The organism is Clostridium sp. Marseille-P299 (genome assembly GCF_900078195.1).
In the GTDB taxonomy this organism is placed as follows: Bacteria; Bacillota; Clostridia; order Lachnospirales; family Lachnospiraceae; genus Lachnoclostridium.
This window is the reverse complement of the sequence record NZ_FJVE01000007.1, coordinates 2,010,180-2,037,145: the sequence shown is the minus strand read 5'-3', so window position 1 is coordinate 2,037,145 and position 26,966 is coordinate 2,010,180. Positions and strand designations below refer to the sequence as shown.

The window sequence follows — 26,966 nt, the reverse complement described above, 5'->3', positions numbered from 1 at the left end:
AGCGCCCTTTTGTGTTTCCTATGGATTAGGACAATTGCTGTTAACAAATTATAAGTCAGTATTCTTTTTGATTTTTTACTAAAAAATTGTTACAATATAAAAGGAATACTTACGAAAAGAGGGACAATATGAAAATTGACAATAAAATGATAGAAAAACAGTTAGACCATAGAACAATACGTGAATTTAAGGATGAGCCAATACCAGTAGATATGTTTGAACAAATAATGGAGGTAGGTAGAAGAACAGCAAGCTCTACAGGAATGCAAGCTGCTTCCATCATCCGAATTACTGATAAAAAGATAAAGGAAGAAATCGCAAAAGTATGTAATCAAGAATATGTAGCTAGAGCACCTGAACTATTAATCTTTATTGTAGATCAGTATCGAAATAGTCTCATTGCAAAAGAAAAGAATTGCAACGAGGATGGCTCAAAAGATATGGATCGTTTCTTTTCTGCTTTTACCGATGCTTGTATTATGGCTCAAAATATGGTGAATGCCGCTGAAGCAATGGACCTTGGAACTGTATATTTAGGAAGTATTTTAAATGATAGTGAAAAAATATGTAACATACTTAAACTTCCAAAACTAACATTTCCAGTGGTTGGATTAGGAATTGGATATCCAAATCAGGCACCACAATTAAAACCTAGAATGGATATGAAATTTCGTGTTTTTGAGAATAACTATAAAACATATGAAAATTATTTAGAGGAAATAAGTGAGTATGACGAAGCTATGCAAACTTATTATGACCTTAGAGATGCGAACAGGAGAGTAGATTCTTTTAGCAATCAAGTTGTTACTAGGTTAACGAGCCATATACCAAAACGTGAAGAAATTCTTAATATAATCAGAAAACAAGGTTTTGACTTAAAAATTAATGGGCAATAATATCATATATACATATGCAACAAAGAATATATGTTTTAGGCAAAGATGAAATAAAGGAAACTTTGGAAAATATTTCACCTAGAATATAGCTACATAGCGCTTGTAAGGAGGATATAATGGAAATTAAGCCATATGTTAGAAAAGCACAATATTACGAAACAGATCAAATGGGTATCATTCATCACGCAAATTATATTCATTGGTTTGAGGAAGCTAGAGTTGATTATATGGAGCAAATGGGATTTGGCTATGAAAAATCTGTAGAAGTAGGGATTGATTTTGCTTTATTAGGTATTAGTTGTGAATATCGTTCTATGACTAAATTTAATGAAACAGTAGAGATTTCAGTCAAGATAACGGAGTTGACACCTTTTAAAATGACAATTCAGTATCAAGTTACCGATGCTGTTACCCATGTAGTGCGTGCTGTTGGAGAAAGTAAGCATTGTTATTATGATGGTGTTAGAAAACGTCCAACCTCTTTAAAGAAAGCACTACCAGAGTTATATGATATGTTTATGGATGTATATGAAGCAGGAAATAATGAATTAGAATCAAGGTAATATAAAATTGTGCTTTTAAGGTTACTTATCTTGAAAATATTATGTCTGCAATGTGCAAATTAATTAGCTCATTGCAGACATTTTTATAGTGTGCCCAGCATGGGCGCAATCTAATGGGTTAAAGTCCCTAACACAGCCTAGTAGTGGCAAGTGTATAGCCTAAGACAAGGGTGTCGTTCGTGAGGGCGAATCTGAAGGAAGTCCGTGGGCAAATCTCTGGTCTGACGAACAGAAATCACATACAAGGCATTAATTAAGGATAAGATTGCTATACAAATCGAAGTCCAATAACTACTCGAAATTAATTAATGTAAATGTGGCAGATAGATGGAGAGGAAGATTGCGTTCTTACCTGGGGAGGTCTTAGTGATACGTCATGGAAGTGAACTCTGAAATGACAACCCATGCAGTGATGTATGGCTGAACACTAAGAAGTCAGCAGAGGTCATAGTACCGGAGGTAGTCGACGACCTATGGGAAGGACTGAACAATAGGAGGTTTTGAAAGTTTGAAAGAAACAAAGAAATGTGATGACAGCAGACAACTGAATACAGAATCAGGTCATTTGCAAAAGGATAGAGTGGAACTCGAAAGCTATGCAAAGGCGCCGAGCATTTCTATGACGTCGGATAACAGACAGAACGCCCGAAGAGAATATCACTATGGATTGCTAGAGAAAATCATTAGTAATGAAAATCTAAATGAAGCCTTTAAACGTGTAAAGAAGAATAAAGGAAGTCATGGAATCGACAAGATGGGAGTAGATGAACTTCTACCATATCTAAGAAGTCATGGCGAAGAGCTTAAGCAATCCATAGCAGATGGAAGTTATAAACCGAATCCCGTAAGAAGGGTAGAGATACCAAAGGATAACGGGAAAACAAGACCATTAGGGATACCAACTGTAGTAGACCGAGTGATACAACAGGCAGTATCACAAGTACTAACGCCAATCTTTGAGAAGAAATTTTCAGAGAATAGTTATGGATTTAGACCAAATCGAAACGCGCATCAAGCAATTCTAAAATGTAAAGAATACATGGATGAAGGCTATAAATGGGCGGTAGATATAGATTTAGAAAAGTACTTTGATACTGTCAACCACGATAGGTTAATTGGGCTGATTTATAAAGAAGTCAAGGATATACGAGTAATCGGACTGATAAGGAAGTATCTAAATGCAGGAGTGATGGAAAAGGGATTAGTAAGTGCTACTGTAGAAGGAGTGCCTCAAGGTGGGAACTTATCTCCACTATTAAGTAATATCATGTTGCATGAACTAGATATGGAATTAGAACGAAGAGGACTTAAGTTCTGCCGTTATGCAGATGATTGCAATGTATACGTGAAATCAAAGAAATCAGCAGAGCGAGTTATGAAAAGTATCACGGAGTTTATAGAAAAGGACTTGAAGCTTAAAGTTAACAAAGAGAAAAGTAAGGTAGACCGACCATGGAAACTAAAATATTTAGGATATACCTTTTACAATAAGAAAGGTGAAATGGGAATAAGAGTACATCAAGTTTCTGTTAAGAAGTTAAAAGGAAAACTTAAGAGTATCACTGGAAGAAGTAATGCAATGAGTATGGAACTCAGAGCTATTAAACTAAAACAATTAATTGTTGGCTGGATAAGTTACTTCAAACTAGCAGATATGAAAGGTACTTTACGAGAACTTGATGAGTGGCTAAGAAGACGTTTACGTCTTTGTTACTGGAAACAGTGGAAAAAGATTAAAACGAAACATGATAACTTAGTTAAACTAGGGGTAGAGAATTGGAAAGCATGGGAACATGCGAATACAAGGAAAGGCTACTGGAGAATCTCCAATAGCCCAATCTTAAATTCAACTCTTACCAATAAATATCTTAGAGAACAAGGTTTTATAACACTTAGTGAAAGATATTCGCAAATAAGGTAATCTTATTGAACCGCCGTATACCGAACGGTACGTACGGTGGTGTGAGAGGACGGAAATTCAATTAATGAATTTCCTCCTACTCGATTGATCTTACTATCTTTTATGCCTGTATTTCAATTCGGTTCAGCCACTCTTTAACCAAACATTCAAATAACAGTGGTTGTTCATATTGTAAATTATGGCCAGCGATATCTAAAACTGAAAAAGTAGCTCGTGGATAATCTTCGATTAAATTCCATAAATCATGATATCCAACACTGGTGTCTTGACGTCCAGTAATAAATAGAACTAGCTTATTATATTTTAAATGATGTAGTTTTTCATCTACATCAAAAGTAAATGCATAGTTTTGTAATAAATTCTCTATATAATCTTTATTTGAAATTTCTAACCCTGCCACAACTTCATCTTGAAATCGTTTATATGTATATTGATTAGCGATAACTGCGAATTCACAAAAATCTATTTTTTCATTTTCAGAAAGGGTTGAAAGAAAATCTTCATCCGAGATAAATACATTTTTTACTGGGATATTTCTTTCTCTATGTTCTGGCTTTACTACAGGGCATAATAGCAGTAATCCATTGGTACGATTTGGCATTTGTGATAAAATTCCACGTGCTAAATAACCACCATATGACTCACCCACTAATAGAAAATTTTCATTTGTTAAAGTGTTAATAAAAGAAATTAATAGTTCTAAAATTTTGTCAGAGCTACAAAATTCAATCGGAGCATCAGACTGTCCCATTCCAGGTAAATCAACATAAATCCTTTTATACTCTAACTTATTCGTAAATAATGGTTCCATGCATCCTAACATTAATTTGTGGTCGCAACGTAAACCATGTAATATAAAAATAGGTTTTCCCTCACCGATTACATGATAATGAATTTTAACGTTACAAATAGTAGCAATCATACATAACCCCCTCATTATTTATATATTTAACCGAAAACTTTTAATTAATTATATCGTCAATTTGGTACAACTATCAAGTTAATTATTGGAATTAATAGTAAATAATATAGCTGTATTGAGTATGTATAAACACCGTTTTGTTATGGTTTGATTTAACAAAAGCGATTTTCAAGTGTTGAAATCAAAAATCCATGTATAAAGGGACCATCTATCATAACGGTTGGTGGTATTTTTACATTCATAACAGCTTCTAATGACATAATAAAAAGGCCTGTTAATACCAAGCCTTGTTACCTATTTTTAAATAAAATTAATAATTTAATTTAAAAAACAAAATCCTTGCTATTTTTACAAAATTAACTCACCGTTTGTATTTTTTCGCTCTCAATACGTTTATGAGTCACTCTTAAATAATAACAAACACTGATACATACAAATATTTCAAGTAAGCTACTCACAAACCCTACTAAAGTTAGAGTTATTACGGATACCACGACAATGATTGTAAGTTCCAATCTGGCACGTTTAAACCTAGCTTTATTAATTCTTTCCAGATAAATTTGAAAACAAATGATACTACATAGCAGTAGTAAAGGTGAGCAAAAAGCAAATATAAAATGTAACTTCGCTTGTTGTGGTAACGCATCCGGCATGTAGGGGGTTGTAATAGCAAAAATCAAGCTTATTGTAGCAGCCCAAAGAAACGTAATAGCTAATTTTCCATTAAAGTTAACAATACGAAACAAGTATCTGGAATAAGCATTATAATACCAAGCGGTTAAAAAGCCCCATACTAAAAAAGCAATCTGTTTATTTTTCGCATAAGCAATACTAGAAAAATTGGATGAAGTCCATCCATCCAGACCTGCAAATAAAATCGTAGAGATAGGAATTATATACAAACTAAAGATATCCCAATGCTTTTTGCTGAATTTCTGATACATTATGCCTCCAAAACTTCGATATCATAAAAGTGTAGTTAGAGTTTAGTATTTCACAAATTTATAAGAATTAAAATTACATTGATTTCCATGTAAAATAATAGTAAAATAATTAAATTGGGATAACACTATATCGCTTTCATTTATTTTAAATAAATAACATATATGTTATTTTTGAATATTTATATTTTAGAAGTGATAAAGAGAAAAAAGTAATAGGAGAGGTTGTGTATTATGATAAACAGTAAAACTTATTTGCAAGTTAACGGTGGAAATCCACTGATGGGCGAGGTTGAAGTTAGTGGTTCTAAGAATTCAGTATTAGCGTTAATACCAGCAATGTGTTTAGGCGAGGGTGTTGGTAAATTAACACATGTATCTGGGATATCTGATATAGATGCAATGAAGGAAATATTAAGTGAAATTGGCATTCAGATGATTTGTGAAAATAATAACGTAGAAATCAAAGGTGAAATGGTTTATTCGGAATTAAGCAAACAATATGTTTCAAAAATTAGAGCATCGAATCTATTTCTTGGAGTTTTACTTGCTAAATTTGGTATGGCATCCGTACCACTTCCAGGCGGAGATAAGATAGGCAACCGGCCGATTGATATTCATTTAGATGTATTTAATAAGTTCGGGATTGAGACAGAAATTATCGAAGGTTGTGTGAAATGCAAGGCAACGCAATTTCCTTATAAAGGACAAAAAATATTTTTAAGATTTCCTAGTGTTGGCGCAACTGAAAATGCTATGTTAGTAGCTAGTTCAGCCACTAGTGAAACTATTATCTATAATGCTGCTATGGAACCTGAAATAGTGGATATGGCTACATTATTAAATTCTATGGGTGTCAAAATTACTGGTGCAGGGACACCTGTGATTCATATTATGCCATCGGGAAAAAAATTAAATCGAACCATTCATGAGGTTATACCTGATCGTTTGGAAGTAGGAACCTTTTTATTTATGATAGCGGCATCAAAAGGCTCAGGTATCATTAGAAATACAAATCCAGATCATGTAATGTCTGTAATAACGATTTTATCGGATTCAGGTGCGAAAATAGAAATAAAAGAGAAAGATATTATCGTTGATGCTACAAATTGTGAACTAAAATCAATCAATGTTGATGCATTGCCATATCCTGGATTCCCTACGGATCTACAACCGTTTGCCACCGTTTACGCTATAAATTGTAAGGGAAAGTCATTTGTTAAAGATGTAATCTTCCCTGTAAGATTTAATCATTTATTTGAAATGAGCAGAATGGGGATGTTATATACAAGTATGCCTTCTCAGGTTGCTATTCATGGGATACAAAAGTTAAATGGTACAACAATGGAGGGTACAGACATTCGCATGAGTGCAGCACTGGTTATGGCGGCATTGATTGCAGATGGGGAATCTAAAATCTATGGATTAGAGCATATTTTAAGAGGTTATGATAATTTCTTTCAAAAGTTGCTTGATTTAGGAGCAGATATTACCATTATGAATGAAGAAGATCCGGAAGAAATTCCTGAAGCGAAATGTATGTAATGAAATGAATTAAAATAAAACTTGAATATAGGATGGGAGGGGAGTTATGAGAAGAATATTGCTTCAAATTTACACAAAAAATAGGGAGGAAGCTTTTGAATTTTATAAAAAGGCATTTAACGCAGAACTTGGTTATTGTGATAGAGCTGAGGATGGAACCATTATTCATTCCGAGCTTAATTTTTGTGGACAGAGTATAGCAGTAGGGGAATTGGACGAAAATCAAAGTGAAATGATCGTAGGTAATACGATGCAGTTTTGCTTGCAGTTTGAACCAGGAGAGGAACATATCATTAAGCAGGCATACGAAACAATGAAAGAAGGCGGTAACGTCTTATATCCGCTAGGTTCAAGTTTTTTTAGTTCTTACAATGCAGCACTTATTGACAAATATGGGGTGTATTGGTGTTTATTTATTTAGTAAAACATTATGTATGCAGTACGTTATTTAAATTCTGTATATTCAAAGAGATGAAATAGATATAAAAAAATCCTGTATACAGCATGATGAGATACGCTGTATGCAGGATTTTTCTTATGCATTTTTTCTCTTTTCTTTGTACTGGTTACCCCATTCTAACATTGCATCAAGAACTGGCTTTAGGCTATATCCAGTTTCAGTTAAGGTGTATTCCACCCGTGGTGGGACTTCTGCATATACTTTGCGAGTTAAAAGTCCACTTTCCTCCATAGAACGTAGGTTAGAGGTTAAAACCTTTTGCGATACATTTCCAAGCGATTTCTTTAGTTCTCCAAAGCGTTTAGTTCCCTCTAATAAATCGCGGATAATTAAAACTTTCCATCGATCACTAATTAACATAAGAGTTGTTTCAACTGGACAATTTGGTAATTCTTTATCCATAATAAACCTCCATTTTTCACAATAGTATCTATTTGGTAACTATAGCACAAAAAGGTGCTTACTTTACAATATAGCTGTATGGATTTATTATAATCTCAGAAGCAATAAAAAACAAGTTTTAAATATGAGCTTAAATAACAAGTTAAAAAAACAGCTGAAATAATAACTTAAAGACATTTAAGCGTATTTAGCAAATTGTATCTATGGCTTGGTAATATTTTATAGCCAAACGAAGTTTAAGAAATTTAAAGGAGGAAAATTATATGAAAATAGCAGTTGTATGTGCAAATGGAAAAGAAGGAAGATTGATTGTAAAGGAAGCAGTAGAAAGAGGTCTTGATGTAACTGCAGTAGTAAGAGGAGAGAATAAGAGTGAAGCAAAGCAGGTAATTCAGAAAGATTTATTTGATTTAACTGCAGCCGACTTGGAAGGATTTGATGTAGTAATTGATGCTTTTGGTGCATGGGAACCTGAGAAATTGCCACAACACAGTACTTCTTTGAAACACCTTTGTGATCTTCTTAGTGGCAAGGAAACAAGACTTTTAGTCGTTGGAGGCGCTGGTAGCCTTTATGTGAATCCAGAGCATACTGTGCAGATTATGGATGCACCAGATTTTCCTGATGTATTCAAACCATTAGCTTCAAACATGGGAGTTGCACTTGATAAACTACGTACTAGAAATGATGTTAAATGGACTTATATTAGCCCTGCTGGAGATTTTCAAGCAGATGGTGTAAGATCTGGAAAATATATTCTAGGTGGCGAAGAATTGATATTGAATTCTAAAGGAGAAAGTGTAATCAGCTATGCTGATTATGCGATTGCTATGATTGATGAAGCTGTAGAAGGAAATCATGTTCAGCAGCGAATTTCTGTTGTATCTGAATAATATAAACAATAATATAACCCCTTTGCCTCTAGCTTGGTAAAGGGGTTTTTTCATGTAGAATTATAAGATTATAAAAAAGTCTACAGTAGTAGAAAATATATATGTTAAATTCAATGAAATAGAATATACCAAGCATATTAAGTCTATATTTGTAGAATGAACAAATAACCACAAGTCTACAAAAGTAGAAAACAGTAAAATATAGTCATATTTACAATGTAAAAAAATATGCTAGATGCAAGATATGAATATATTTACCAATAAGCCATTTGATCATGTTTTTAAATATCAGAGCATTTTGTAAAGTAAAAAACTCCACTACGGATACGCATGATATATCAGAATAATACAAACAATATTATTATATGTTTACTATATAGTAGACAAAACATATATTATTTGTTATATTAAATAAAAAAGAATGGAAGTGATACTATGATTTGGAATTACACAATGTCTGAAATATTAGATGGATATGCTGAAAAAGATAATAATTTAGTCTGCGTTATGTGTGGTAGACAATATGAAAAAGGACGAATATACGAAATTGATAATTCTTTATACGACTCGTATGGTGCTATTAGGCAACACATCAAAAATGGCCATGGCAGTATAGCTAGCTATTTATTAAATCAGGAATTAAATATAACGGGAATTTCAGAAATTCAAAGGCAAATATTAAAACGAATCATGGAGGGAAATTCCGACAAAGATATATCAAATGAGCTTGGAATTGCACCATCAACAGTGAGAAATCATCGTTTTAAACTTCGAGAAAAGGAAAAACAAGCAAAATTATTCTTAGCACTCATGAGTTCGTTGGAGAAAGAAACTAGTAATACAATTGAAAAGAGCGATACTGGTGTTATTGAAGATATTCATATGACGGCTACTATGGTAGATGAACGTTATAACATAACAGATAAAGACCGTGAAAAGACAATTGCTACATATATGGACGAGAACGGTGCATTAAAACAATTTCCAGCGAAAGCAAAGAAAAAGATTATTTTAATTGGTGAAATTATGAAGAATTTTAAAAGAAATGTTGAGTATTCAGAGGCAGAAGTAAACAGGGTTTTAAAACGAATATATGAAGAAGATTATCCAACCATTCGCAGAGCTTTGATTGAATATGGTTTTATGGATAGATCTGCGGACTGTGAAGTTTATCGTGTGAAGGAGTAGTGATAAGTATGTTATCTTTAGTGATTAATGCAATTTTATGAGGTGATTAGTGTGGAAATTGATTCTTTATCTAAAAGGTTTTATGTACGTAAATTAGATAGAAATGATGTAGAAATGATATATGATATGAGTTGCAAAAATCATATTTTTTATCAGTATCATCCTCCTTTTGTTACAAAGGAAAGTATATTAGAAGACATGGAAGCATTACCGCCAGGAAAAAGTTATGATGATAAATTTTATATTGGTTTTTTTAAAAGTGATTCTTTTGTTGCAATTATGGATTTAATTCTCGATTACCCTACAAAAGAAACAGCTTTTATTGGATTGTTTATGACAAATGTACAGTATCAAAATAAAGGTATTGGTTCAAAAATTATTAGAGAAATCGTAGCGTATTTAAAATCATTAGGTTTTAAAAAAGTACGTCTTGGAGTTGATAAAGGCAATCCGCAAAGTTATGCTTTTTGGTCAAAGAATAAATTTAACACCATTAATGAAGATGAGTATATTCTTATGGAATTGATAATATAAATTTCAATTTGTAGGATAAAAAAGGAGAACGTAGTAGACAGTAAAAAGTTTCAAAGAAGTTAAGAATGTTTATTTTATAATACTTTGCTACATATTATACAGTCTACTACTAAAAATAAGATATGGATTATAGAGAGTTATTACAAAGGTACTTGACAGAGAATGGTAAATTAAAACAGTATCCTTCTAAAAAATCATTAAGAATGGTGGCTCTGGCTTATATAACAGAGCACTTTGAAAGGAATAAAAAGTATAAAGAAAAAGAAGTAAATGAAATCATTATGAATTGGTTATCCTTTAGTGACCATGAATTAATTCGTAGAGAGTTAATTGTATATGGTTTTATGAATCGGATGAGAGATGGATCTGCATATTGGGTGGAGGAAATACAGCCCGATGTGAAAATGGGATAATACAATTGAAAGATGGTATTCATTGGGATATAATTACCTCAGCTATAAATGTAAATTTAAGGAGTTTATATGAAGAGAAGTAGTTTATCTTATGAGGAATGGACATGCATTCAATCAAAAAAAATAACGGGTATTACGGTGAATAATAAGTTATTGAATGGCTACATAGGTTTAATTGATATTGAAGAAGTGGATGAGCCACAGATATGGAAGTTTAACGGAGAAGAAATTATTGTTTGCGATAAAGGATTAAAATGGTTAACTATTTTGCCTAAGAATGATCATTACTGTATTACCGCAATGATGGATGAAAATTCAGAAATATTATTATGGTATATCGATATGATAGCAAGTCAAGGAATGGAAGATGGTATCCCATATTTTGATGATTTATATTTGGATTTAGTGGTTTATCCAAATGGAGATATTATCGAAGATGATATGGATGAGCTAATACAAGCTTTGAAAGAGAATGATATTAATAGTAAACAATATCAATTGGCAATTGATACGAGTGATAAATTAAAGAGTGGTTTAATATCTAATGTAAACAGCTTTAAAGAATTTACATATGCTTGTTATGAAATTATAAATAGCGATAGGTAGATTTTTAGGACAATTTGTTTTTTTAGCTTAACATTACAAAAAGAATTTAGAATAGATTTGATATCAGGATAATAAACTATAACATATCTCCGCGAAATCTTTGAATGGATTTAATAGTACATTGAAAGATTCACGGAGTATTTTATTTTGAATAATAAAAGTATCAATGATTTATATTTTAAACGCTCCATTAAAGATGCATATGACATAAAATCCATAAGCAGATTGAAATTCCCCATTTGTTTCTATAGCGTAAAATTATCCATCTCGATTTTCTTTACGGATGTTTTGGGATAAAATAATTGTGTTATAATGCAAGTGTTTAAGTGTTTAAACAGATAGAGGTGAATGAAAGATTTGAATACAATTGAAGATATCGAACGATTAAGGGAAGAACTTCAAGCTTGTCAGAAAACTCTACTAGCTATGGGAGATGAGACGAGGCAACATTTACTTTTAATTATGCTTAGTAGCGAATGTAGTGGTATTCGAGTAGTGGACTTAGCTAAAAAAACTAATCTTTCAAGACCAGCAGTATCTCATCATATGCAGATATTAAAAGATGCTGGGATTGTAAAATCACGTAAAGAAGGAACATTAATTTATTACTATTTAGACCCAGAAGACATTGAAATTGATAAGATGATACGTCTTTTTAATGATATAAAAAGAATTATGAAGAATGTTCCAGACAGGAGTGGTGATGATTAAAATTCATATATTACAAACAGGGCGGGTATCTGTAGATATTGGAGTGCCCTTAAAACAGAAGAATCCATTCGCTGTAACAGGATTTTTTAGAAGTGCCAAACATCGAGTTTGGTTACCTGTAACAACTTACCTGATAGAGCATCCCGATGGGCTGGTATTAATTGATACTGGATGGCATACAAGCAAACGAAATATTACAGTGAAACGTAAATTTGGTTTGCTACCTATTAGCTATGCAGACTTACCAAAAGGCATGGCAATCAATGAGCAGCTAGATAGGTTAGGATATAAAACGTCTGACCTTGATTATGTATTCATTAGTCACATGGATGGTGATCATATCGATGGATTAAGGCTTGTAAAAGATGCAAAAAATATTATGGTATCCCGTGAGGAATGGCAAGATAGTCAGATGAAAAGATATAGTTTTCGATATCATCCCGAATTATGGAATGGTGTAGAAGTTGGTACATTTGAATTTACAAACAAGGGTATCGGCCCTTTTGGTAAAAGTTTTGATGTATTTGGGGATGGAAGCATACAATTAGTAAGTACTCCAGGGCATTCTCATGGACTATTTACTACACTAATCCAAGGAAAAGAAAAATTTATTGCTATTATTGGTGATACAGGTTATATGAAAAAGTCATGGGAAGAAATATGGATACCAGGACTTACTGTCGATAAGGATGCAGCAATACGTTCTCTTAAGTGGGTTCAAAATATTAGTAGGAAGCAGACTTGTGAAGCAATTTTAGCAACTCATGATCCGAGTATTAAGCCGCACACAATAGAAATATAGGGGGATTATGTATGGAAATTTTAGAAGCAATGAGAAAGAGACATTCTGTACGTTCATATGATGACAGAAAAATTACTGGAGAAACAAAAGAGAAATTACAGCAAATGATAGCAACTTGCAATAAAGAAAGTGGCCTTCATATGCAATTAGTTTTAAATGAAGAGAAAGCATTTGATGGGTTTATGGCTCACTATGGTAAATTCTCTGGTGTAAAAAACTATATAGCACTGGTTGGAACAAACAATTCTGAATTGGAAGAAAAATGTGGATATTATGGCGAAAAGATTGTCTTATATGCACAACAACTTGGACTTAATACTTGCTGGGTTGCTCTTACTTTTAGTAAAATTAAAGATGCATTTATCGTTGAAAAAGGTGAAAAACTATGCGTTGTGATTGCCATTGGTTATGGAAAGACTCAAGGAGTGGAACGTAAGTCAAAGTCTTACGAGGATGTGTGTAAAGTAAATGGTGCTGCACCAGATTGGTTTAGAAAAGGAATTGATGCCGCATTACTTGCTCCAACTGCAATGAACCAGCAAAAGTTTAAATTTATTTTAAATGAAAATAAAGTGAAGGCAAAGGCAGGAATAGGTTTTTATAGTAAAATAGATCTTGGAATAGCGAAGTACCATTTTGAAATTGGTGCCCAAAAAGAGAATTTTATATGGGAATAGATATTGGGTTACCACATCTCGGGGACATTTGTAATGAATGTTACCGTTTGTTCTAAGACTTATTAATAAATCTTGTTGTTCTCGTTTAAAAGACTATCTTATAGTGTGTATACATTATGAGGTGGTCTTTTTTTATATGATGAAAAGGAAGTCTATAGAAAGAAGGGATATATCATATGTAAATTTTATGTGACACATCCTTTCAATCAATTTTACACATATTTTTATTATAATTAATATTTTAGCTTAAAAATGTTTCTAATCAGTTAAGCATGGAAATTAAACAAACGCATTTTTTTTACTGTCTCGTCAATAGTGATACATTCTGCGTATCTACCTTTCCACATGAAGTCATTGTAATATTGATAGCTTTGTTCAGCTGACATAAATTGATTATTTACTGTTGTATTTGCATATGCAGGAACGATAATATGAAAACCATGTTCAAACCCGCATTTAATTGTTGCATCAATACAAAAATCCGTTTGTAGCCCAACGATAATTATATCGTTTTCTCCTTTTTCTCTTAAGTATTCTAATAAGCCGCTTTCTTTAAAAGCACTGTTAACCGTTTTATCAAATATCTTTTCATCGTTCATTGGTTGGAATTCTTCATAGATTTCAAAGCCAACCATTCCTTTTGTTAGTTCATTTCCAATACCATCATCGTGGCGAACATAGATTACTTCAATACTGTGTTCCCGTGCTTCATGTATCAGATCCTTTACATTAGAAACAAACGTATTGAACTTATATAAGTTTTCATTTGTGATTAACTTTTGTGTATCAACGACTAATAGAACCATTTTAATCTCACTTTCAAATAATATTTTTTAATGAATGATTATATCACTACTTTGATGAAATGGAAAGTTAAATAATTATGATTTTAAGGATGAATAAAGTGGGATAATATGGTATTATTTCAAATATAAAGTCAGAAGTATTATTAAGTACATTTTAAGTGGAAGAGGTGAACTATTATTGTTGCCAACAAGAAAGGAAGCGGAATTAGAATTGCAATTAGCGAATGAATTAAATCCTGGTCCGTGGATTAATCATTCTAAAAATGTAGCAAAAGCAGCAGAAACGATAGCGCAATTATGTAATCTAGACGCAGATAAAGCGTATATTTTAGGATTACTTCATGATATAGGAAGAAGAAATGGTCCTTCTGCCGTAAAACATACTATAGATGGATATCGTTATATGTTATCGAAAAATTGGAATGAAGTCGCAGGTATTTGTTTGACGCATTCTTATCCAACAAAAAATATATATCAGGATATTGGAAACATGGATATTGATCAAGAAGATCAAAAAGAGATGGAGAGATTTATTAGTAAACATAACTATACTGATTATGATAAGCTGATTATTTTATGTGACTCTTTGGCATTACCAGATAGATTATGTATTCTAGAACAGCGTTTTGTTGATACCACAATAAGATATGGTGTATTTCCGTTTACTGTTTTACGATGGATAGCTACTTACGAATTCAAAAGCTATTTTGAAGCTAAAATGAATTGTTCTTTATATGACATACTTCCGGAAATTAGAGAATCAATACAATAAATAGAATGAATAACAAAAATTATTATGAGAAGTGTTTAAAGATATTTTTATATAATAGAGAGCTTAAATCTCTTTTACATTAATAATCTTAATAGCGAGAAGTTAAGTGCAATAAATTAACTAAATATAATATAAAGGGAAAAAAATATGGATAAGAAGGCTAAAATAATAATTCTTAGAGGTAACTCGGGAAGTGGTAAAACTACAGTAGCAAGATTGTTGCAGAAAAAATTTGGTCACGGTACATTACTAATATCACAAGATGTGATACGAAGGGAAATTCTATATGTAAAAGATGGGATAGAAACAAAGGCACTTCCATTACTCATAGAACTTGTAAAGTATGGTAAGGAAAATTGTGATATTGTTATTCTGGAAGGAATTTTAAAAGCGGACTGGTATAGAGAACTATTTGAACAAATCAAAATGGAATTTGGTCAAGAGATTTATGCATACTACTACGAAGTACCTTTTGAGGAGACGCTAAAACGCCATCAAACTAAGCCAAATTGCAATGAATTTGGAGAAGAAGAAATGAAACGTTGGTGGAATGAAAAAGATTACATTGATATTATCCCAGAAAAGATAATAACTACAGAATTTAGTTTGAATAAGACTGTGGATATGATTTTTCAGGATGTAGTGAATGAATTATTTTAACGTTAAGTTGCTAAGTGAATACAAGTTAATCAGAATTATATGTATTTTAGAGGAGAAGTAAATTGTATGCTATTATTTTTAAGTATACTAATAATTTTTGGAATATATTTTTCTAAGAATAACCGATTCAAAAAAGGAAGCTACTATAAGATAACTCATAATCCATTTTTGTTTACAATATTTGATGCGGGTCGGAATGGGGAATACCAGATTTATAATCGACTTCGTAATCATGAAAATATGGGAGGGAAATTTCTGTTTAACTGTTATCTACCAAAGGAAAATGGAGAAACAACAGAGATTGATGTACTTCTTATTAATTCCAACGGAATTTATGTTTTTGAAAGTAAAAATTATAGTGGTTGGATTTTTGGAGATGAAAAAGCAAAAAATTGGACACAGGTATTACCAAAGGGGAGAGGCCGGTCCCATAAAGAACGTTTCTTTAATCCTATCATACAGAACAAGGTACATATTAAATGGTTGCGTAACATAGTGGGAGAGGAGATTCCAGTTTATTCTATCATTGCATTTTCCGAAAGATGTACATTAAAAAAGATTAATGTAACTAGTCAAGACGTACAGGTGATAAATAGACATATGATATTAAGTGCTGTTAATAAGGTAGAAAACACACAGAGTAGGAAATTGAGTATGGAAGAAATTAATGAATTATATAATAAATTATATCCATTCACACAGGTGACTGAAGAACAGAAACTTCAACATGTTCAAAACATAAAAAAGAATTATAAAACTCCTAATTTAGAGAATGATGACGTAAGCATTAATAACGCAACGGATGAAAATATATCAGCAACCCCGATATGTCCTAAATGTGGCGCGCAGTTAGTATTACGAACAGCTAAAAAGGGAATGAATGCAGGACAACAATTTTATGGATGTTCGAATTATCCTAAGTGTAGGTTTATTCGTTAAAATAATCTATAATACCAAAGTTTTATGGGATGTACCAAGAATATATAAATTTAAAAATTTAGTTTTAATAGATGAATTCATATCTTGGAAAGAACATCCTTCATTAAGATGTTAAAGTAACTTCAAAAAATTAATTTAAGAGTTTAAACGATAGTTAAGTTAGACATTACAGAGAAAAAACATTTAATTAAAACATTAATAATGGTATAATATTACCAATAAGTATAATGGTAGTTTATAGAGGATTTTGTAGCCATCAATAAGAAAAAAAGCAAGTTTTATATACAAAAGAGGTGAGCCAATGAGCGTTTCAAAAGAGGAATTACAAGAAGTAGAAATAGGGGCAGCGACAGCTAGCAATGTTTCAAATAATTACAAGCCCATTCAATGTAATGACTATAATGAATTGAATAAAACAGACGAAGAAGCATTACAGAACTTTCTACTAGATATTGAATGTTTGGATGAATTAAGTCCTTGGACAAGCAAGCTTAATATATTTGACGTACTTAAAGTCTCAAAAACAGAAATTCGTCATAGCAATATGCTTTCATGGCTTTTGAATCCAAATGAAAATCATGGTTTAGGAGATCTGTTTATTAAAGGTGTTGTGCAACGAATTGTAGAGAATGATGTGGAAGGTAAGTATAATATTTTTCAATTGTTGTTAATGGATTTTTATAGTTTTATTATCTATAGAGAGTGGAAAAATATAGATTTACTTCTTGTATCAGAGGACGATCGTATCTTGATTGCAATAGAAAATAAAATTGGTTCTCGTGAGCATAGCAATCAGTTGAATCGATACAGAAATATTTTAGAAAAAGAATATCCTGAATATCAACGGATATATATATATTTAACACCAGATGGAGAAGAACCAAGTGATGTTGAAAATTGGAGTATATTAACTTATACTGATATAGTTGAAGTATTGGAAGCTACAAAAAGGAAGATAAACTTATTACCTGATGTAGAATTAATTATTAAAAATTATTTAGATACTTTGAGGAGAGATATTGTGCAAGACGAAAGGCTAATTGAAATTTGTAATAAAATATATCAAAAACACAAGAAGGCTTTGGATTTAATATATGAATACCGTGTTGATGGAAGAAGCCAAGTTTCAGAGTGTATTATGAAAGTGTTGAAAGAACAGGCAGAGCGTAATGAACTGATATTTGATTCATCTATTTGTTCTAACAGTTTTCTTAGATTTAATACATATTTTATGGATCAATACCTTACTCCTATTTGTGAGAAAAATAGTTCATGGAATACACAGCAAATTTATTTCTATTGGTTCGATATAAAAGAGGATAGATTTCGAGTGGTTTTTGAAGTGGGCGGTTTAAATGTTCCAAATAATCAAATGGAAAATATGCAAAAAATAATTAGTATCTTAAAACCTAACGACAAGAATAAAAACAATTTTAAATATAAACGCTTATTTAGTACAAAATGGTTCAAATTTGATGATTTAGATAACAACGAAGAGGATATTACAGAAAAGACCATATTAGCATTAAAGGATATTAAAAAATTTGAAGAAAAATTGTCTACTGAGTTAATAAATATTAAAAGAAGACGGAGTATTAGTTGATAACTTAAAAGATAAACCATTTTTAGAATGGAAGTACCATTATGAATGTTGATGAGGTGTTTATTTATAAAAAATTATGTAAATATGAACGTGAGTGTATTAATGGTAAAAACTTAAATTGGGATAAATTTATTAATCTTATTGATAGATTAATAACCGAATATGCAGATTTGGATGCAATAGAAGAAATTTATGTGTATCATTTAGCACGTCACTTTTCAGAGCCAACAGAGTTATTCCCATTAAGAGATCTATTATTATGTGAAAATCCTCTTTCTTGTTTTCTTAAAGAAAATGGTATTGAGTTCAAAGAGAAAGAAGGAAATCTTGAGTTTTACTATAATACAAAAATTATTACACCTCAGGAAATACTATCGAAAAGGCATTTTCATTTGTTATCAAGACGATTAGGTTATTTAGATGAAAACGATTTTTGTGTTAATGGTTTTGCATTCTGGCCTGATATTAAAGAAACTTCAGACGGCTATTATGATGACCTTCAGCGAGGACCAGAGGTGATTGAAAATATAGGAAGATTCATTGGAAAGGATTTGTGGAGAAAATTTAAGGATAACTCAAAATATTACGGCGTTGTTTTTCGAGTTCCTATTGAAAAAGCTATCTTTGATAATAAAGATGGTATAGGATGTAAAGCAAATAAGGTTCGATGCTTTTTAAAACATGCGATATTAACAATGTATGGTTACTATAATCAATGTCAGTCAAGTGGAAATAATATAATGTTACGAATTAAGGATGATGCTAGAGTTAAGGTTGATCATTGTATCTTGATTGATGAATGAATCTCATTCAGTTAGATCATTATTTAAAGTATAATAGTTCATGCCAAAAGCCTGGACTTTTTTTACGTATAATAATTGAGGAGATGTGGTATGTTGATAAATTTAAGCGTCTTTAAATGTTATGACTTAAAGGCTAAAATTAGCGTAACGTAGATCATTAAGTTTCTAGATGACTTATGTAGAATTTACTTATTAATTGTAAAAATTTATGATAAATGTTACAATTACATCAACAATTATTATATTAAGAAAAACTTGTTAGATAATAGATAGGAGAACTAAAATGGCAACAGGAACGACAAATGTGGGTTTTGAAGATAAACTATGGTTAGCTGCAGATAAGTTACGTGGAAGCATGGATGCTGCTGAGTACAAGCATGTAGTACTTGGACTTATCTTTTTAAAATATGTATCTGATTCTTTTAATGAAAAACATTTGGAGCTAGTAAAAGAAGGCTCTGGTTTTGAAGAGGATAAAGATGAATATACTGCTGAAAGTATCTTTTACGTACCACTAGAGGCTAGATGGAGTACAATTGAAGCATATGCTACTTCACCTGATATTGGTAAGGTAATTGATCGTGCAATGGAATTAATTGAAAAAGAAAATAACACTCTAAAGGGTGTATTAAATAAAAACTATTCTAGACCTGAACTTGATAAAACTAGATTAGGTGAACTAGTCACACTGTTTGCCAATATTGAAGTAGGTACGGATATTGCAAAAGAACGAGATGTATTAGGAAGAGTTTATGAATATTTTCTTAGCAAATTTGCCAGTGCAGAAGGAAAATTAGGAGGAGAATTCTATACTCCTTCTTGTATTGTACGTACATTAGTAGAAATCATAGAGCCTTATAAGGGTAGAGTATTTGAAATTAAGACTCGCTATTTAATACAAAGAAATGCGGCATAGGCACAAGGGTGTCGGGGTGTCGTTTAGGGTGTCGGTTTTAGAACCGGCTCTTTTTTTATGCCTGCAAATGTAACATTTTTATTAACACTACATTTTAATACTACAAAACACTTGTTAATGCTACATTTTTGTGATATACTATGTTCAGTTAGGAAGGAGGCGATGGCGTGAAAACCTATAGCGTAAAAGAAATCGCTGAAATGCTGAATACAAATCCTGAAACCGTGCGTCGATGGATTCGTGACAAAAAGCTCGATGCGACAATAGAATCGAAAAAAGGTGGACACATTGTCTACGAAGCGGCGCTTCATGAGTTTCTCAAATCTTCACCGAAATATGCAGCTGCGGCAAAAGCCTCATTAGCAGGTGCAGTGGTTGGAGCTGCCGTACTGCCGACCGTTATGGTGGGAGGTCTGGTTGCGCAGAAGCTAATTGATGCAGAACAGCTGAAGAAGGCCCGCATTTCTAACAAAGATGTTATCAACTTCCTCCGTGGTGAAATCCAAAGATATACTGAGGCCATCAAAGCGAAGGAAGATACTATTCATCAGCTTCAAAAGCAAATTGAAGCCGACCGGTCGCAAATCACAGAATTTCAAAAACTGATTGATAGCCTATCTGGAGAGAAGGAGGACGCTCATGATTGACGATATTTTAGAACAGCTGATTGCACAATTACCTGAATCGCCTACCTTGCTGGATAAAGCCAATACAAAGAAAATCCATGAATATATTCCTGTCCCAACAGATCATAAAATCAGATGGGCAGATATTTCGAGTTTTGGAGGATATCCGGCAGGTATCGTGATTACAGACCGTGGTTTGATTGTAAAGGCTACACGTGATGAAGTTAAGCATAATAATGACCTTGCCAAAGAACAAAAGAAGCAGAGCGGTTCAAAAGAAAAGGCTAACACGGTGAAGGTAATATATCAAATTATTCCGTGGGAGTATTATTCTCCAGAGGATTATGAGGTTGTTGCTTTCGATGCTGGTAAAGGAAAAACACGGTATACATTGAAAGCTGGAAAGACGGAACTGGCACAATTTGAAAGCGCAGCGTTATTTCAGTTTTTCCGAAAATACAAAAAGCTGGCTATTGAGCGGAGAGAGCTTGCCGAAGCTACCGTCGAAAATTCAACATTCAGTGCTATAAATACTGTAAATGTTGAAGGTGTCATGTTCAATGCAGCGTATGGAGCTGATCAGACAAAGACTGGCCACGGCATTTATGCAGAAGAAGCCGGAACGATTCTGGACCGTTTAGCGGGTGAACAAGCAACTGTTGTAGGACGTGATAACGCAAAGAACGGTCCCGATAAAATTGTTGATGCTTCACCCATCCAGTGCAAGTATTGTAAAACAGCATATTCGTCTGTTAATTCTTGTTTCAAAAATGATCCAACGACAGGAACGAAAACATTCCGCTACTACGATTTGTCTGGTAACGCAATGAAAATTGAAGTTCCTGCGGACCAGTATTCACAGGCCATTGAATATATGAAAACAAGAATTAGCAACGGACAGGTGCCGGGAGTTTCTGATCCGAATATGGCCTATGACATCATTCGAAAAGGAAAACTTACCTATAATCAAGCACTCAACCTTGCAAAGGCCGGAACTATTGAATCAATTACATTTGATGTGGCTACCGGCGCAGTGACCTGTTTGTCGGCATTTGGTATATCTGCAGTTGTAGCTTTTGCTCAAGTTTTTTGGGTAACCAAGGACTATAAGAAAGCTGCAAAAAGTGCATTGTACACAGGAATACAGGTTTATGGTCTTGCTTTTGCCGGAGGTATCATCGCATCCCAGATTTCTCGTACCAGTTTAGCTGCTTCACTGAATCCTTTGGCCACGGAAATTAGTAAGAGTTTGAGTCCGCAATTAGTTCAGGAAATTGTGAATGCATTCAGAGCGTTGGCTGGAAAAAAGGCAATTTACGGGGCAGCAGCACAAAAAAGCTTTGCAAAATTTTTAGGTTCTACTGCTATAACGCAAGGTATCATGTTTTTTGTTTTTACGGTGCCTGACACATATAAGGCGATTAGTGGAAAAATCTCCGGTTCTCAATACTGGAAGAACATGACATCACTTGCGGCTTCGTTTATGTGTAGCATAGCAGCGACTACTGCCGCAGGTGCAGCACTTGGAAAGACAATCGGAGAAAAAGTAAATAAAAAGGTTGGCTCTGCAATCGGTCTTGTTGCGGGTGTTGTAGGAGGCGCACTCGGTGGTACGGCAGTAAAAGCTATCGGAAACCTTCTGCATGAGGATGATGCCATTATAACAGCTCGCCTTTTTAATGCGGTACTACTCAATCAGTTTATCGATTATATGTTGACTCCTGATGAGCAGGATATGATTATTTCTATGTTAGATGACGACGAAGATAATCTGCGAGATTTGCAACAGGGTCTTCTGAAGTCAGACCACCAAGAAAAGGATGTTGTAGATTATCTTGAGCCGAAAATTCGTAAAATCATTAAGAAACGCCATGTAATTGGTGCGGATGAAGAAGCAGAAATGGGTAGTTCTATAAGCAGTATAGTCTTGGAAGGAGGATTAGCATATGGTATGTGATTGCTGTGGAAGAAAGAAAAAACTGTTTGAGTCCTTTGCTGCAGTAAAGACAAAGGACGGTCAGCTCAACTTCTGTGTTGACTGCAATGATCTTGCGTACAAAGTTAGAGATGACGCAAACGAGATGAATAAAGATGCTTACATCTTGCATCTTGAACAGTGGAGGCAACGTGCCAAGAAACCATCAAAGCAATTTGTTGTATGGAAAGAAGCATTCATTGCTCCTCTCGAAAAGAAAATAAAATCAAGCGATGAATAAAAAAAGCGCCTCACTACCGGAATCAAATCCAGTGGTGAGGCGTTTCTGCGTCTATGGGGTTATGCCTTTATTTCCTGTCCGTGCTTGAAGGTGATGCGAATATCGTCTGCACTGTAGACGGTGGCGTAATCCACCAGCGCATGCCAGTTTTCAGCGCTAAACTCGGTGAGTGTGTCCGGCAGCTCCTTAAAGGACTGGAGGAAAGTTTCAATGTCGGCTCGTTGCAGCTGCATCTGCTGGAGCTGGGCCATGACCGTCTCCAAGCGCTCCTTTGCAGTATCGAATCGATGCGTCAGGCTGTCATAGCGCTTCTGGTATTCCGCTTGGTCGAGGGCAACATGGGCATTCTCGTAAATGCTCTGCTGTACCATATCCGAAATCAGCTGCGTTTCTTCCAGCAAGGTGGTCTGTTCCGTTTCCAGCTCGGAAGTGTCAAAAAGCAGTTCCACCATCTCGTGACCGTTGGCGATGACCTCGTCTTTGGTGGCCAGCAGCTTGTTTGCCGCCGACAGGAAAGCGTTCTGGATGTCCTCATCCGTCAGATGCGGCGTGGTGCAATGTTCATCGTTGTCGAATTTGTGATTGCACTGCCAGACGGTCTTGCGGTATTTGCTGTTGGAGTGCCAGACCTTTGAGCCATACCAGCATCCGCACTGACCGCAACGGATCTGCGAGGAGAATGCGTGTACGCTGCTATGATAATTCTTGCCACGACCACGCTTGGCCATTTCACGCTGGACCATTGCGAAAACATCCGGTGAAATAATGGCTTCGTGGTTTTCCTCTACATAGTATTGTGGGATTTCGCCCTCGTTGACTTTGGTCTTTTTGGTCAGGAAATCCACGGTGTAGGACTTCTGCAGAAGTGCGTCGCCTTTGTACTTCTCGTTGCTGAGAATGCTGCGGATAGTGGAAATGCTCCATTTATCCTTGCCGCCGGGTGTAGGAATTCCGTCGACGGTCAGTTGCTTGGCGATGCCGTGGTAGCTTATTCCCTGCAGGAACATGGCGTAAATGCGCTGCACGATAACTGCCTGCTCCGGGTTGACTACCAGATTTCCGTCCGGGCCACGGTCGTAACCGAGGAAGCGGTTGAATGGAACGGTGACTTTACCGTCTGCAAAGCGCTTTCTTTGACCCCAAGTGCAGTTCTCGGAAATGCTGCGACTTTCTTCCTGCGCCAGTGAGGACATGATGGTCAAGAGCAGTTCGCCCTTGCCATCAAAGGTCCAGATGTTTTCTTTTTCAAAATAGACCTCGATGCCTTTTTCCTTGAGCTGTCGAATGGTAGTCAGGCTGTCGACGGTGTTACGGGCAAATCGGCTGACCGACTTGGTGACAATCAGGTCAATCTTTCCGTCCAGAGCGTCGGCGACCATGCGCTTGAAGCCTTCACGACGCTTGGTGCTGGTTCCGGTTATACCTTCGTCGGTATAAACATCGACAAACTCCCAATCGTCACGGCCTTTGATGTAGTTGGTGTAATAATCAACCTGCGCAGCGTAGCTGGTGAACTGGTCATCGTGGTCGGTGGAAACACGGGCGTATCCGGCCACACGGCGTTTTTTCTGCTGGTTGATTGGCGTTGCTGTAAATCTGGTCAGCGTCGCCGGTATTGTGGTTACTTTCTTTTGGACGACCAATGTTTCTCACTCCTTATCCGTTTCATATTTTCGCTCATGGCCTGTCGGCGCTCCTCGGTATATTTGCCTTGCATAGAAGATTTGAATTTCTCACGGCGCTCCGGTGTCCATGCTGTGCCTTGGCGCTTGGTGTTGTACTGGATGCTTTCTTCCCGGCCATCAAAGAAGTGGAAGGTCAGAACCATACCGGCAGCGACCGAAATGTACTCGATCTGCGCTTTGAAGGCTTCCGCATCGTGTTCGGCAAGGCCCATCACCGAAGCGGTCAGTTCCTTGAGCCTGTCCTCACGAATGCCGGTAGTAACGCAGTCGCCGGAAGTCGGGCAGCGCCAATAATGCATCTTGCCGCCGTCGGCTGACTTGCTGGGTTGCGTATTCCTGCGGAAAGTGCTACCGCAGTTATCACAGCGGATTCTGGTGGTGAATTCCGAATAGCGGCCATCTGTAGCGTTCGCCATGTAGTTGCGCATCCACTCACGCTGGCGGTCTTTGTGTTCATCCGTCCAGCAATCTTTCTTGGCTGTGGATACCCATTCAATCTGGGAAACAGTGCCGTCGTAGAAATGAAACTCCAGAACCTGACCGTCCAGCACCTGAATGGTGTCAACACGCTCAAGGAAAATATCCTCGTCGAAGTCCTCAAGGTCCAGTGCAGCAGCGCAGGCTTCTCGCAGCACACGCTCCGGAATGTCCTTGTTGGAGCAGCGGCCACCTTTTTTCTTCTGAGTGCCGCATCCCCAAACCACAATCGTATCGTCGTAGGTGGAAGTGTGCTTGGTTCGGTTGGCTCTCTGATTACGCACATAACTGCATCCGCAGCGACTGCATTTGAGCTTGCTGGTAAAGCAGGTAATATTCAGGGATTTGTTTGCGAAAGCGCCCAGCTCTTTGCGTCTTGCCATTTCAGCTTGCACATAGTCGAAGGTCTCTTTGTCGATGATGGCTTCATGGGTGTCCTCCACATAGAACTGCGGCAGCTCGCCACGGTTCTTTTTTCGCTTTTTGGTAAGCGGGTCTTCCACATATTCTTTCTGCAGGAGCAGGTTTCCGGTGTAGGTTATATTGCTGAGAACCACTTTGATGTTGGAGTCCACCCAGCGGCATCCGTCTCTGGTGGTGATGCCCTCGGCGGCAAATTCTCGCTCGGTTTCAAGGCGGGACTTGCCATCAAGGAAGTTCTGGAAGATGCGTCGAACAATGGCTGCTTCCTCCGGGACAATAACCAGCTGGTCGCCTTCCCAGCGGTAGCCGTACACTCTAAAGTGGCCGTTAGGGATGCCTTGCTCCATGCGCTTTCTGGTTCCCCATTTTACATTGTTGCTCAGGCTGATGATTTCTTCCTGTGCAAAGGAAGCCAGCAGCGTCAGCATGACCTCGCCATCGCCGGACAAGGAATTGATGCGCTCCTTTTCAAAGCGGACCTCAATGCCCAGCTCCTTTAAGTGGCGGACGGTTTCCAAAAGGTCTACTGTATTTCTGGCAAAGCGGGAGATGGACTTGGTAAGAATAATGTCGATTTTCCCGGCCTCGCAGTCAGCAAGCAGTCTCTGAAATTCTTCTCGGTTTGTCTTAGTGCCTGTGATGCCGTCGTCAGCATACACACCAGCATATTCCCATTCCGGGTTGCTCTGTATCAGTTCGCTGTAGTAGCTGACCTGAGCTGATAAAGAGTGCTGGAGGCGTTCACTTTCCATTGAAACTCTGGCATAGGCTGCGACCTTTTTGCGGGTCGGTAGCGCAGGCATCAATGGCTCTATTTTGTTGATTTTTCGCATAAAATCAGCTCCTTTCCGCTACTATATATCACTCTAAAAGCGACTATTATCAAGTTATTTCTGCGAATAATGTACCCAATAATGGCCTGTAATTTTCCAGCATTTTTGTATCAATTATGGCGTATTGCTCCTCGGTGATGAGGTCCTTTTCCAGCATACTTTTGAAGAGATTCATGCTGGCCTGATACAATTTTTCACGCTCGAATTGCTCCTCAGTCATGGCAATCACCACCTTTGAAGCGGTCCACGATGTAACAGTTGTGGGAGCAGTATTTTCTGTGGCTGTTCCCGTAGGCCGTGAAAGGTTTCCCGCAGCAGGTGCAGGTAAAGGAATAAAAGGCTTTGCGGTTGACTTTGTCCAGATGGGCGTTCCACCAGTGAGTACGGCAGTCATCGCAGCAGAACTTCACAGGCTTGCGTCCCGATGTCTGTGTCAGAGGCTTGCCGCAGTTACGGCAGCAGTTCGGCTCCGGCTTTTCTTCTATATGCACAGCCGCTTTGGTGCCGGTCAGATTGCTTCTGCGGCAGAAGGCGGATACTTGGTTTTTCGTCAGGCCCAGAGAGGAAGCGATGGTAGCATACCCGTATCCGTCCTGTCGCAATTTTATGATTTGCTGTTTCTGTTCGTTTGTCATAGCGACCTCCATTTCTGAGGTCCCAAAGGGTTATCCTCACTCTCTTTTGGAGATGGGAGAGCCGTTTTGACGAACTTAGGCATAAAAAAACAGGGCCT

29 protein-coding genes and 1 pseudogene are annotated in these 26,966 nt (G+C 35.9%); 22 read left to right on the top strand and 8 right to left on the bottom strand.

The genetic code is table 11. The features are described from left to right. The first annotated feature begins 128 nt into the window (after window positions 1–128). The 3 genes from BN4220_RS16800 to ltrA all read left to right on the top strand — a co-directional run bounded on the left by BN4220_RS16800 (window position 129) and on the right by ltrA (window position 3,380). Entirely contained in the window at window positions 129–896 is a 768-nt protein-coding gene (locus tag BN4220_RS16800; RefSeq protein ID WP_066719162.1) for an NADPH-dependent oxidoreductase, read from the top strand. 116 nt (window positions 897–1,012) lie between these two features. Further along, window positions 1,013–1,459, top strand: coding sequence for an acyl-CoA thioesterase (locus tag BN4220_RS16795; RefSeq protein ID WP_066719157.1), 447 nt, complete (start codon window positions 1,013–1,015; stop codon window positions 1,457–1,459). Between the two features lie 508 nt (window positions 1,460–1,967). After that, on the top strand, window positions 1,968–3,380 hold the full coding sequence (ltrA, locus tag BN4220_RS16790; RefSeq protein ID WP_066713335.1) for a group II intron reverse transcriptase/maturase: 1,413 nt from the start codon (window positions 1,968–1,970) through the stop codon (window positions 3,378–3,380). A 100-nt stretch (window positions 3,381–3,480) separates the two neighbouring features. Here the strand turns inward: ltrA and BN4220_RS16785 are convergent, their stop codons facing one another. Both BN4220_RS16785 and BN4220_RS16780 read right to left on the bottom strand, forming a co-directional pair. After that, window positions 3,481–4,302, bottom strand: a complete 822-nt coding sequence (locus BN4220_RS16785) for an alpha/beta fold hydrolase (protein WP_066719154.1) — start codon at window positions 4,300–4,302, stop codon at window positions 3,481–3,483. A gap of 356 nt (window positions 4,303–4,658) precedes the next feature. Then, window positions 4,659–5,246, bottom strand: coding sequence for a hypothetical protein (locus tag BN4220_RS16780; protein WP_066719152.1), 588 nt, complete (start codon window positions 5,244–5,246; stop codon window positions 4,659–4,661). A gap of 231 nt (window positions 5,247–5,477) precedes the next feature. Here BN4220_RS16780 and murA point away from each other — a divergent pair, with 231 nt between their 5' ends. Both murA and BN4220_RS16770 read left to right on the top strand, forming a co-directional pair. Then, window positions 5,478–6,788: a UDP-N-acetylglucosamine 1-carboxyvinyltransferase gene (gene murA, locus BN4220_RS16775; protein ID WP_066719150.1), complete on the top strand. Its 1,311-nt coding sequence runs from the start codon at window positions 5,478–5,480 to the stop codon at window positions 6,786–6,788. Window positions 6,789–6,834: 46 nt separating this feature from the next. Further along, entirely contained in the window at window positions 6,835–7,209 is a 375-nt protein-coding gene (locus BN4220_RS16770) for a VOC family protein (RefSeq protein ID WP_066719147.1), read from the top strand. A gap of 114 nt (window positions 7,210–7,323) precedes the next feature. Here the strand turns inward: BN4220_RS16770 and BN4220_RS16765 are convergent, their stop codons facing one another. After that, on the bottom strand, window positions 7,324–7,650 hold the full coding sequence (locus BN4220_RS16765) for a winged helix-turn-helix transcriptional regulator (protein WP_066719142.1): 327 nt from the start codon (window positions 7,648–7,650) through the stop codon (window positions 7,324–7,326). Window positions 7,651–7,913: 263 nt separating this feature from the next. Between BN4220_RS16765 and BN4220_RS16760 the strand changes: the two genes are divergently transcribed. The 8 genes from BN4220_RS16760 to BN4220_RS16725 all read left to right on the top strand — a co-directional run bounded on the left by BN4220_RS16760 (window position 7,914) and on the right by BN4220_RS16725 (window position 13,474). Further along, window positions 7,914–8,543 carry an NAD(P)-dependent oxidoreductase gene (locus BN4220_RS16760; RefSeq protein WP_066719140.1) on the top strand — a complete coding sequence of 210 codons (630 nt, stop codon included), beginning with the start codon at window positions 7,914–7,916 and terminating at the stop codon, window positions 8,541–8,543. Between the two features lie 435 nt (window positions 8,544–8,978). Beyond that, on the top strand, window positions 8,979–9,731 hold the full coding sequence (locus BN4220_RS16755) for a DUF2087 domain-containing protein (RefSeq protein WP_066719137.1): 753 nt from the start codon (window positions 8,979–8,981) through the stop codon (window positions 9,729–9,731). A gap of 51 nt (window positions 9,732–9,782) precedes the next feature. After that, the gene (locus tag BN4220_RS16750) at window positions 9,783–10,265 is read left to right on the top strand and encodes a GNAT family N-acetyltransferase (protein ID WP_066721096.1); all 483 of its coding nucleotides are present in this window, start codon (window positions 9,783–9,785) and stop codon (window positions 10,263–10,265) included. Window positions 10,266–10,387: 122 nt separating this feature from the next. Beyond that, a complete protein-coding gene (locus tag BN4220_RS16745; RefSeq protein ID WP_082812360.1) occupies window positions 10,388–10,678 on the top strand; it encodes a DUF2087 domain-containing protein in 291 nt (96 codons plus the stop codon). A 69-nt stretch (window positions 10,679–10,747) separates the two neighbouring features. Then, window positions 10,748–11,284 carry a DUF402 domain-containing protein gene (locus BN4220_RS16740; RefSeq protein WP_066719131.1) on the top strand — a complete coding sequence of 179 codons (537 nt, stop codon included), beginning with the start codon at window positions 10,748–10,750 and terminating at the stop codon, window positions 11,282–11,284. Between the two features lie 348 nt (window positions 11,285–11,632). Then, on the top strand, window positions 11,633–11,995 hold the full coding sequence (locus BN4220_RS16735; RefSeq protein WP_066719128.1) for an ArsR/SmtB family transcription factor: 363 nt from the start codon (window positions 11,633–11,635) through the stop codon (window positions 11,993–11,995). After that, window positions 11,988–12,797: an N-acyl homoserine lactonase family protein gene (locus BN4220_RS16730; protein WP_066719125.1), complete on the top strand. Its 810-nt coding sequence runs from the start codon at window positions 11,988–11,990 to the stop codon at window positions 12,795–12,797. The genes BN4220_RS16735 and BN4220_RS16730 overlap by 8 nt, the downstream gene beginning before the upstream one ends. 11 nt (window positions 12,798–12,808) lie before the next feature. Further along, a complete protein-coding gene (locus BN4220_RS16725) occupies window positions 12,809–13,474 on the top strand; it encodes a nitroreductase family protein (protein WP_066719122.1) in 666 nt (221 codons plus the stop codon). A 266-nt stretch (window positions 13,475–13,740) separates the two neighbouring features. On the opposite strand, the gene BN4220_RS16720 is transcribed toward BN4220_RS16725, so the two are convergent. Further along, window positions 13,741–14,280 carry a cysteine hydrolase family protein gene (locus BN4220_RS16720; RefSeq protein WP_066719120.1) on the bottom strand — a complete coding sequence of 180 codons (540 nt, stop codon included), beginning with the start codon at window positions 14,278–14,280 and terminating at the stop codon, window positions 13,741–13,743. A gap of 181 nt (window positions 14,281–14,461) precedes the next feature. Between BN4220_RS16720 and BN4220_RS16715 the strand changes: the two genes are divergently transcribed. The 9 genes and pseudogenes from BN4220_RS16715 (at window position 14,462) to BN4220_RS16675 (ending at window position 22,815) form a co-directional block, all read left to right on the top strand. Then, window positions 14,462–15,052: an HD domain-containing protein gene (locus BN4220_RS16715; RefSeq protein ID WP_242867810.1), complete on the top strand. Its 591-nt coding sequence runs from the start codon at window positions 14,462–14,464 to the stop codon at window positions 15,050–15,052. A 147-nt stretch (window positions 15,053–15,199) separates the two neighbouring features. Further along, window positions 15,200–15,712, top strand: coding sequence for a kinase (locus BN4220_RS16710; protein ID WP_066719115.1), 513 nt, complete (start codon window positions 15,200–15,202; stop codon window positions 15,710–15,712). 66 nt (window positions 15,713–15,778) lie between these two features. Then, window positions 15,779–16,651 (top strand): NERD domain-containing protein, encoded by an 873-nt coding sequence (locus tag BN4220_RS16705; RefSeq protein ID WP_066719112.1) that lies wholly within the window; start codon window positions 15,779–15,781, stop codon window positions 16,649–16,651. A gap of 301 nt (window positions 16,652–16,952) precedes the next feature. Beyond that, window positions 16,953–18,254, top strand: a complete 1,302-nt coding sequence (locus tag BN4220_RS16700) for a PDDEXK-like family protein (RefSeq protein WP_066719108.1) — start codon at window positions 16,953–16,955, stop codon at window positions 18,252–18,254. 41 nt (window positions 18,255–18,295) lie between these two features. Further along, the gene (locus BN4220_RS16695) at window positions 18,296–19,057 is read left to right on the top strand and encodes a hypothetical protein (protein WP_066719099.1); all 762 of its coding nucleotides are present in this window, start codon (window positions 18,296–18,298) and stop codon (window positions 19,055–19,057) included. A gap of 283 nt (window positions 19,058–19,340) precedes the next feature. Beyond that, window positions 19,341–19,934 (top strand): annotated as a pseudogene (locus tag BN4220_RS16690) (class I SAM-dependent DNA methyltransferase); the annotation flags it as partial. Between the two features lie 206 nt (window positions 19,935–20,140). After that, window positions 20,141–20,620 carry a helix-turn-helix domain-containing protein gene (locus BN4220_RS16685; protein WP_066719094.1) on the top strand — a complete coding sequence of 160 codons (480 nt, stop codon included), beginning with the start codon at window positions 20,141–20,143 and terminating at the stop codon, window positions 20,618–20,620. Continuing rightward, window positions 20,613–22,556: a hypothetical protein gene (locus BN4220_RS16680; RefSeq protein ID WP_066719087.1), complete on the top strand. Its 1,944-nt coding sequence runs from the start codon at window positions 20,613–20,615 to the stop codon at window positions 22,554–22,556. The genes BN4220_RS16685 and BN4220_RS16680 overlap by 8 nt, the downstream gene beginning before the upstream one ends. Next, window positions 22,546–22,815, top strand: a complete 270-nt coding sequence (locus tag BN4220_RS16675) for a hypothetical protein (RefSeq protein WP_066719085.1) — start codon at window positions 22,546–22,548, stop codon at window positions 22,813–22,815. The genes BN4220_RS16680 and BN4220_RS16675 overlap by 11 nt, the downstream gene beginning before the upstream one ends. 59 nt (window positions 22,816–22,874) lie before the next feature. Here BN4220_RS16675 and BN4220_RS16670 read toward each other — a convergent pair whose 3' ends face one another. From BN4220_RS16670 to BN4220_RS19940, 4 genes are read right to left on the bottom strand one after another with little or no spacing between them, the layout of a single operon-like run. Beyond that, entirely contained in the window at window positions 22,875–24,458 is a 1,584-nt protein-coding gene (locus BN4220_RS16670) for a recombinase family protein (RefSeq protein ID WP_066719082.1), read from the bottom strand. Beyond that, the gene (locus BN4220_RS16665; RefSeq protein WP_066719080.1) at window positions 24,437–26,233 is read right to left on the bottom strand and encodes a recombinase family protein; all 1,797 of its coding nucleotides are present in this window, start codon (window positions 26,231–26,233) and stop codon (window positions 24,437–24,439) included. Before BN4220_RS16665 ends, BN4220_RS16670 begins: the two co-directional genes overlap by 22 nt. Before the next feature lie 49 nt (window positions 26,234–26,282). Continuing rightward, window positions 26,283–26,453 carry an SHOCT domain-containing protein gene (locus tag BN4220_RS20325; protein WP_197467952.1) on the bottom strand — a complete coding sequence of 57 codons (171 nt, stop codon included), beginning with the start codon at window positions 26,451–26,453 and terminating at the stop codon, window positions 26,283–26,285. Beyond that, the gene (locus BN4220_RS19940) at window positions 26,446–26,868 is read right to left on the bottom strand and encodes a helix-turn-helix domain-containing protein (RefSeq protein WP_082812359.1); all 423 of its coding nucleotides are present in this window, start codon (window positions 26,866–26,868) and stop codon (window positions 26,446–26,448) included. The genes BN4220_RS20325 and BN4220_RS19940 overlap by 8 nt, the downstream gene beginning before the upstream one ends. Window positions 26,869–26,966 lie beyond the last annotated feature (98 nt).

Excerpts from the sequence above, each read along its gene's own strand:
- BN4220_RS16800 (WP_066719162.1), top strand. The coding sequence starts at position 129 with ATGAAAATTGACAATAAAATGATAGAAAAACAGTTAGACCATAGAACA.
- BN4220_RS16795 (WP_066719157.1), top strand. The coding sequence starts at position 1,013 with ATGGAAATTAAGCCATATGTTAGAAAAGCACAATATTACGAAACAGAT.
- BN4220_RS16785 (WP_066719154.1), bottom strand. The coding sequence starts at position 4,302 with ATGATTGCTACTATTTGTAACGTTAAAATTCATTATCATGTAATCGGT.
- BN4220_RS16780 (WP_066719152.1), bottom strand. The coding sequence starts at position 5,246 with ATGTATCAGAAATTCAGCAAAAAGCATTGGGATATCTTTAGTTTGTAT.
- murA (WP_066719150.1), top strand. The coding sequence starts at position 5,478 with ATGATAAACAGTAAAACTTATTTGCAAGTTAACGGTGGAAATCCACTG.
- BN4220_RS16770 (WP_066719147.1), top strand. The coding sequence starts at position 6,835 with ATGAGAAGAATATTGCTTCAAATTTACACAAAAAATAGGGAGGAAGCT.
- BN4220_RS16765 (WP_066719142.1), bottom strand. The coding sequence starts at position 7,650 with ATGGATAAAGAATTACCAAATTGTCCAGTTGAAACAACTCTTATGTTA.
- BN4220_RS16760 (WP_066719140.1), top strand. The coding sequence starts at position 7,914 with ATGAAAATAGCAGTTGTATGTGCAAATGGAAAAGAAGGAAGATTGATT.
- BN4220_RS16755 (WP_066719137.1), top strand. The coding sequence starts at position 8,979 with ATGATTTGGAATTACACAATGTCTGAAATATTAGATGGATATGCTGAA.
- BN4220_RS16745 (WP_082812360.1), top strand. The coding sequence starts at position 10,388 with ATGGATTATAGAGAGTTATTACAAAGGTACTTGACAGAGAATGGTAAA.
- BN4220_RS16740 (WP_066719131.1), top strand. The coding sequence starts at position 10,748 with ATGAAGAGAAGTAGTTTATCTTATGAGGAATGGACATGCATTCAATCA.
- BN4220_RS16735 (WP_066719128.1), top strand. The coding sequence starts at position 11,633 with ATGAAAGATTTGAATACAATTGAAGATATCGAACGATTAAGGGAAGAA.
- BN4220_RS16730 (WP_066719125.1), top strand. The coding sequence starts at position 11,988 with ATGATTAAAATTCATATATTACAAACAGGGCGGGTATCTGTAGATATT.
- BN4220_RS16725 (WP_066719122.1), top strand. The coding sequence starts at position 12,809 with ATGGAAATTTTAGAAGCAATGAGAAAGAGACATTCTGTACGTTCATAT.
- BN4220_RS16720 (WP_066719120.1), bottom strand. The coding sequence starts at position 14,280 with ATGGTTCTATTAGTCGTTGATACACAAAAGTTAATCACAAATGAAAAC.
- BN4220_RS16710 (WP_066719115.1), top strand. The coding sequence starts at position 15,200 with ATGGATAAGAAGGCTAAAATAATAATTCTTAGAGGTAACTCGGGAAGT.
- BN4220_RS16705 (WP_066719112.1), top strand. The coding sequence starts at position 15,779 with ATGCTATTATTTTTAAGTATACTAATAATTTTTGGAATATATTTTTCT.
- BN4220_RS16700 (WP_066719108.1), top strand. The coding sequence starts at position 16,953 with ATGAGCGTTTCAAAAGAGGAATTACAAGAAGTAGAAATAGGGGCAGCG.
- BN4220_RS16695 (WP_066719099.1), top strand. The coding sequence starts at position 18,296 with ATGAATGTTGATGAGGTGTTTATTTATAAAAAATTATGTAAATATGAA.
- BN4220_RS16680 (WP_066719087.1), top strand. The coding sequence starts at position 20,613 with ATGATTGACGATATTTTAGAACAGCTGATTGCACAATTACCTGAATCG.
- BN4220_RS16675 (WP_066719085.1), top strand. The coding sequence starts at position 22,546 with ATGGTATGTGATTGCTGTGGAAGAAAGAAAAAACTGTTTGAGTCCTTT.
- BN4220_RS16665 (WP_066719080.1), bottom strand. The coding sequence starts at position 26,233 with ATGCGAAAAATCAACAAAATAGAGCCATTGATGCCTGCGCTACCGACC.
- BN4220_RS20325 (WP_197467952.1), bottom strand. The coding sequence starts at position 26,453 with ATGACTGAGGAGCAATTCGAGCGTGAAAAATTGTATCAGGCCAGCATG.
- BN4220_RS19940 (WP_082812359.1), bottom strand. The coding sequence starts at position 26,868 with ATGACAAACGAACAGAAACAGCAAATCATAAAATTGCGACAGGACGGA.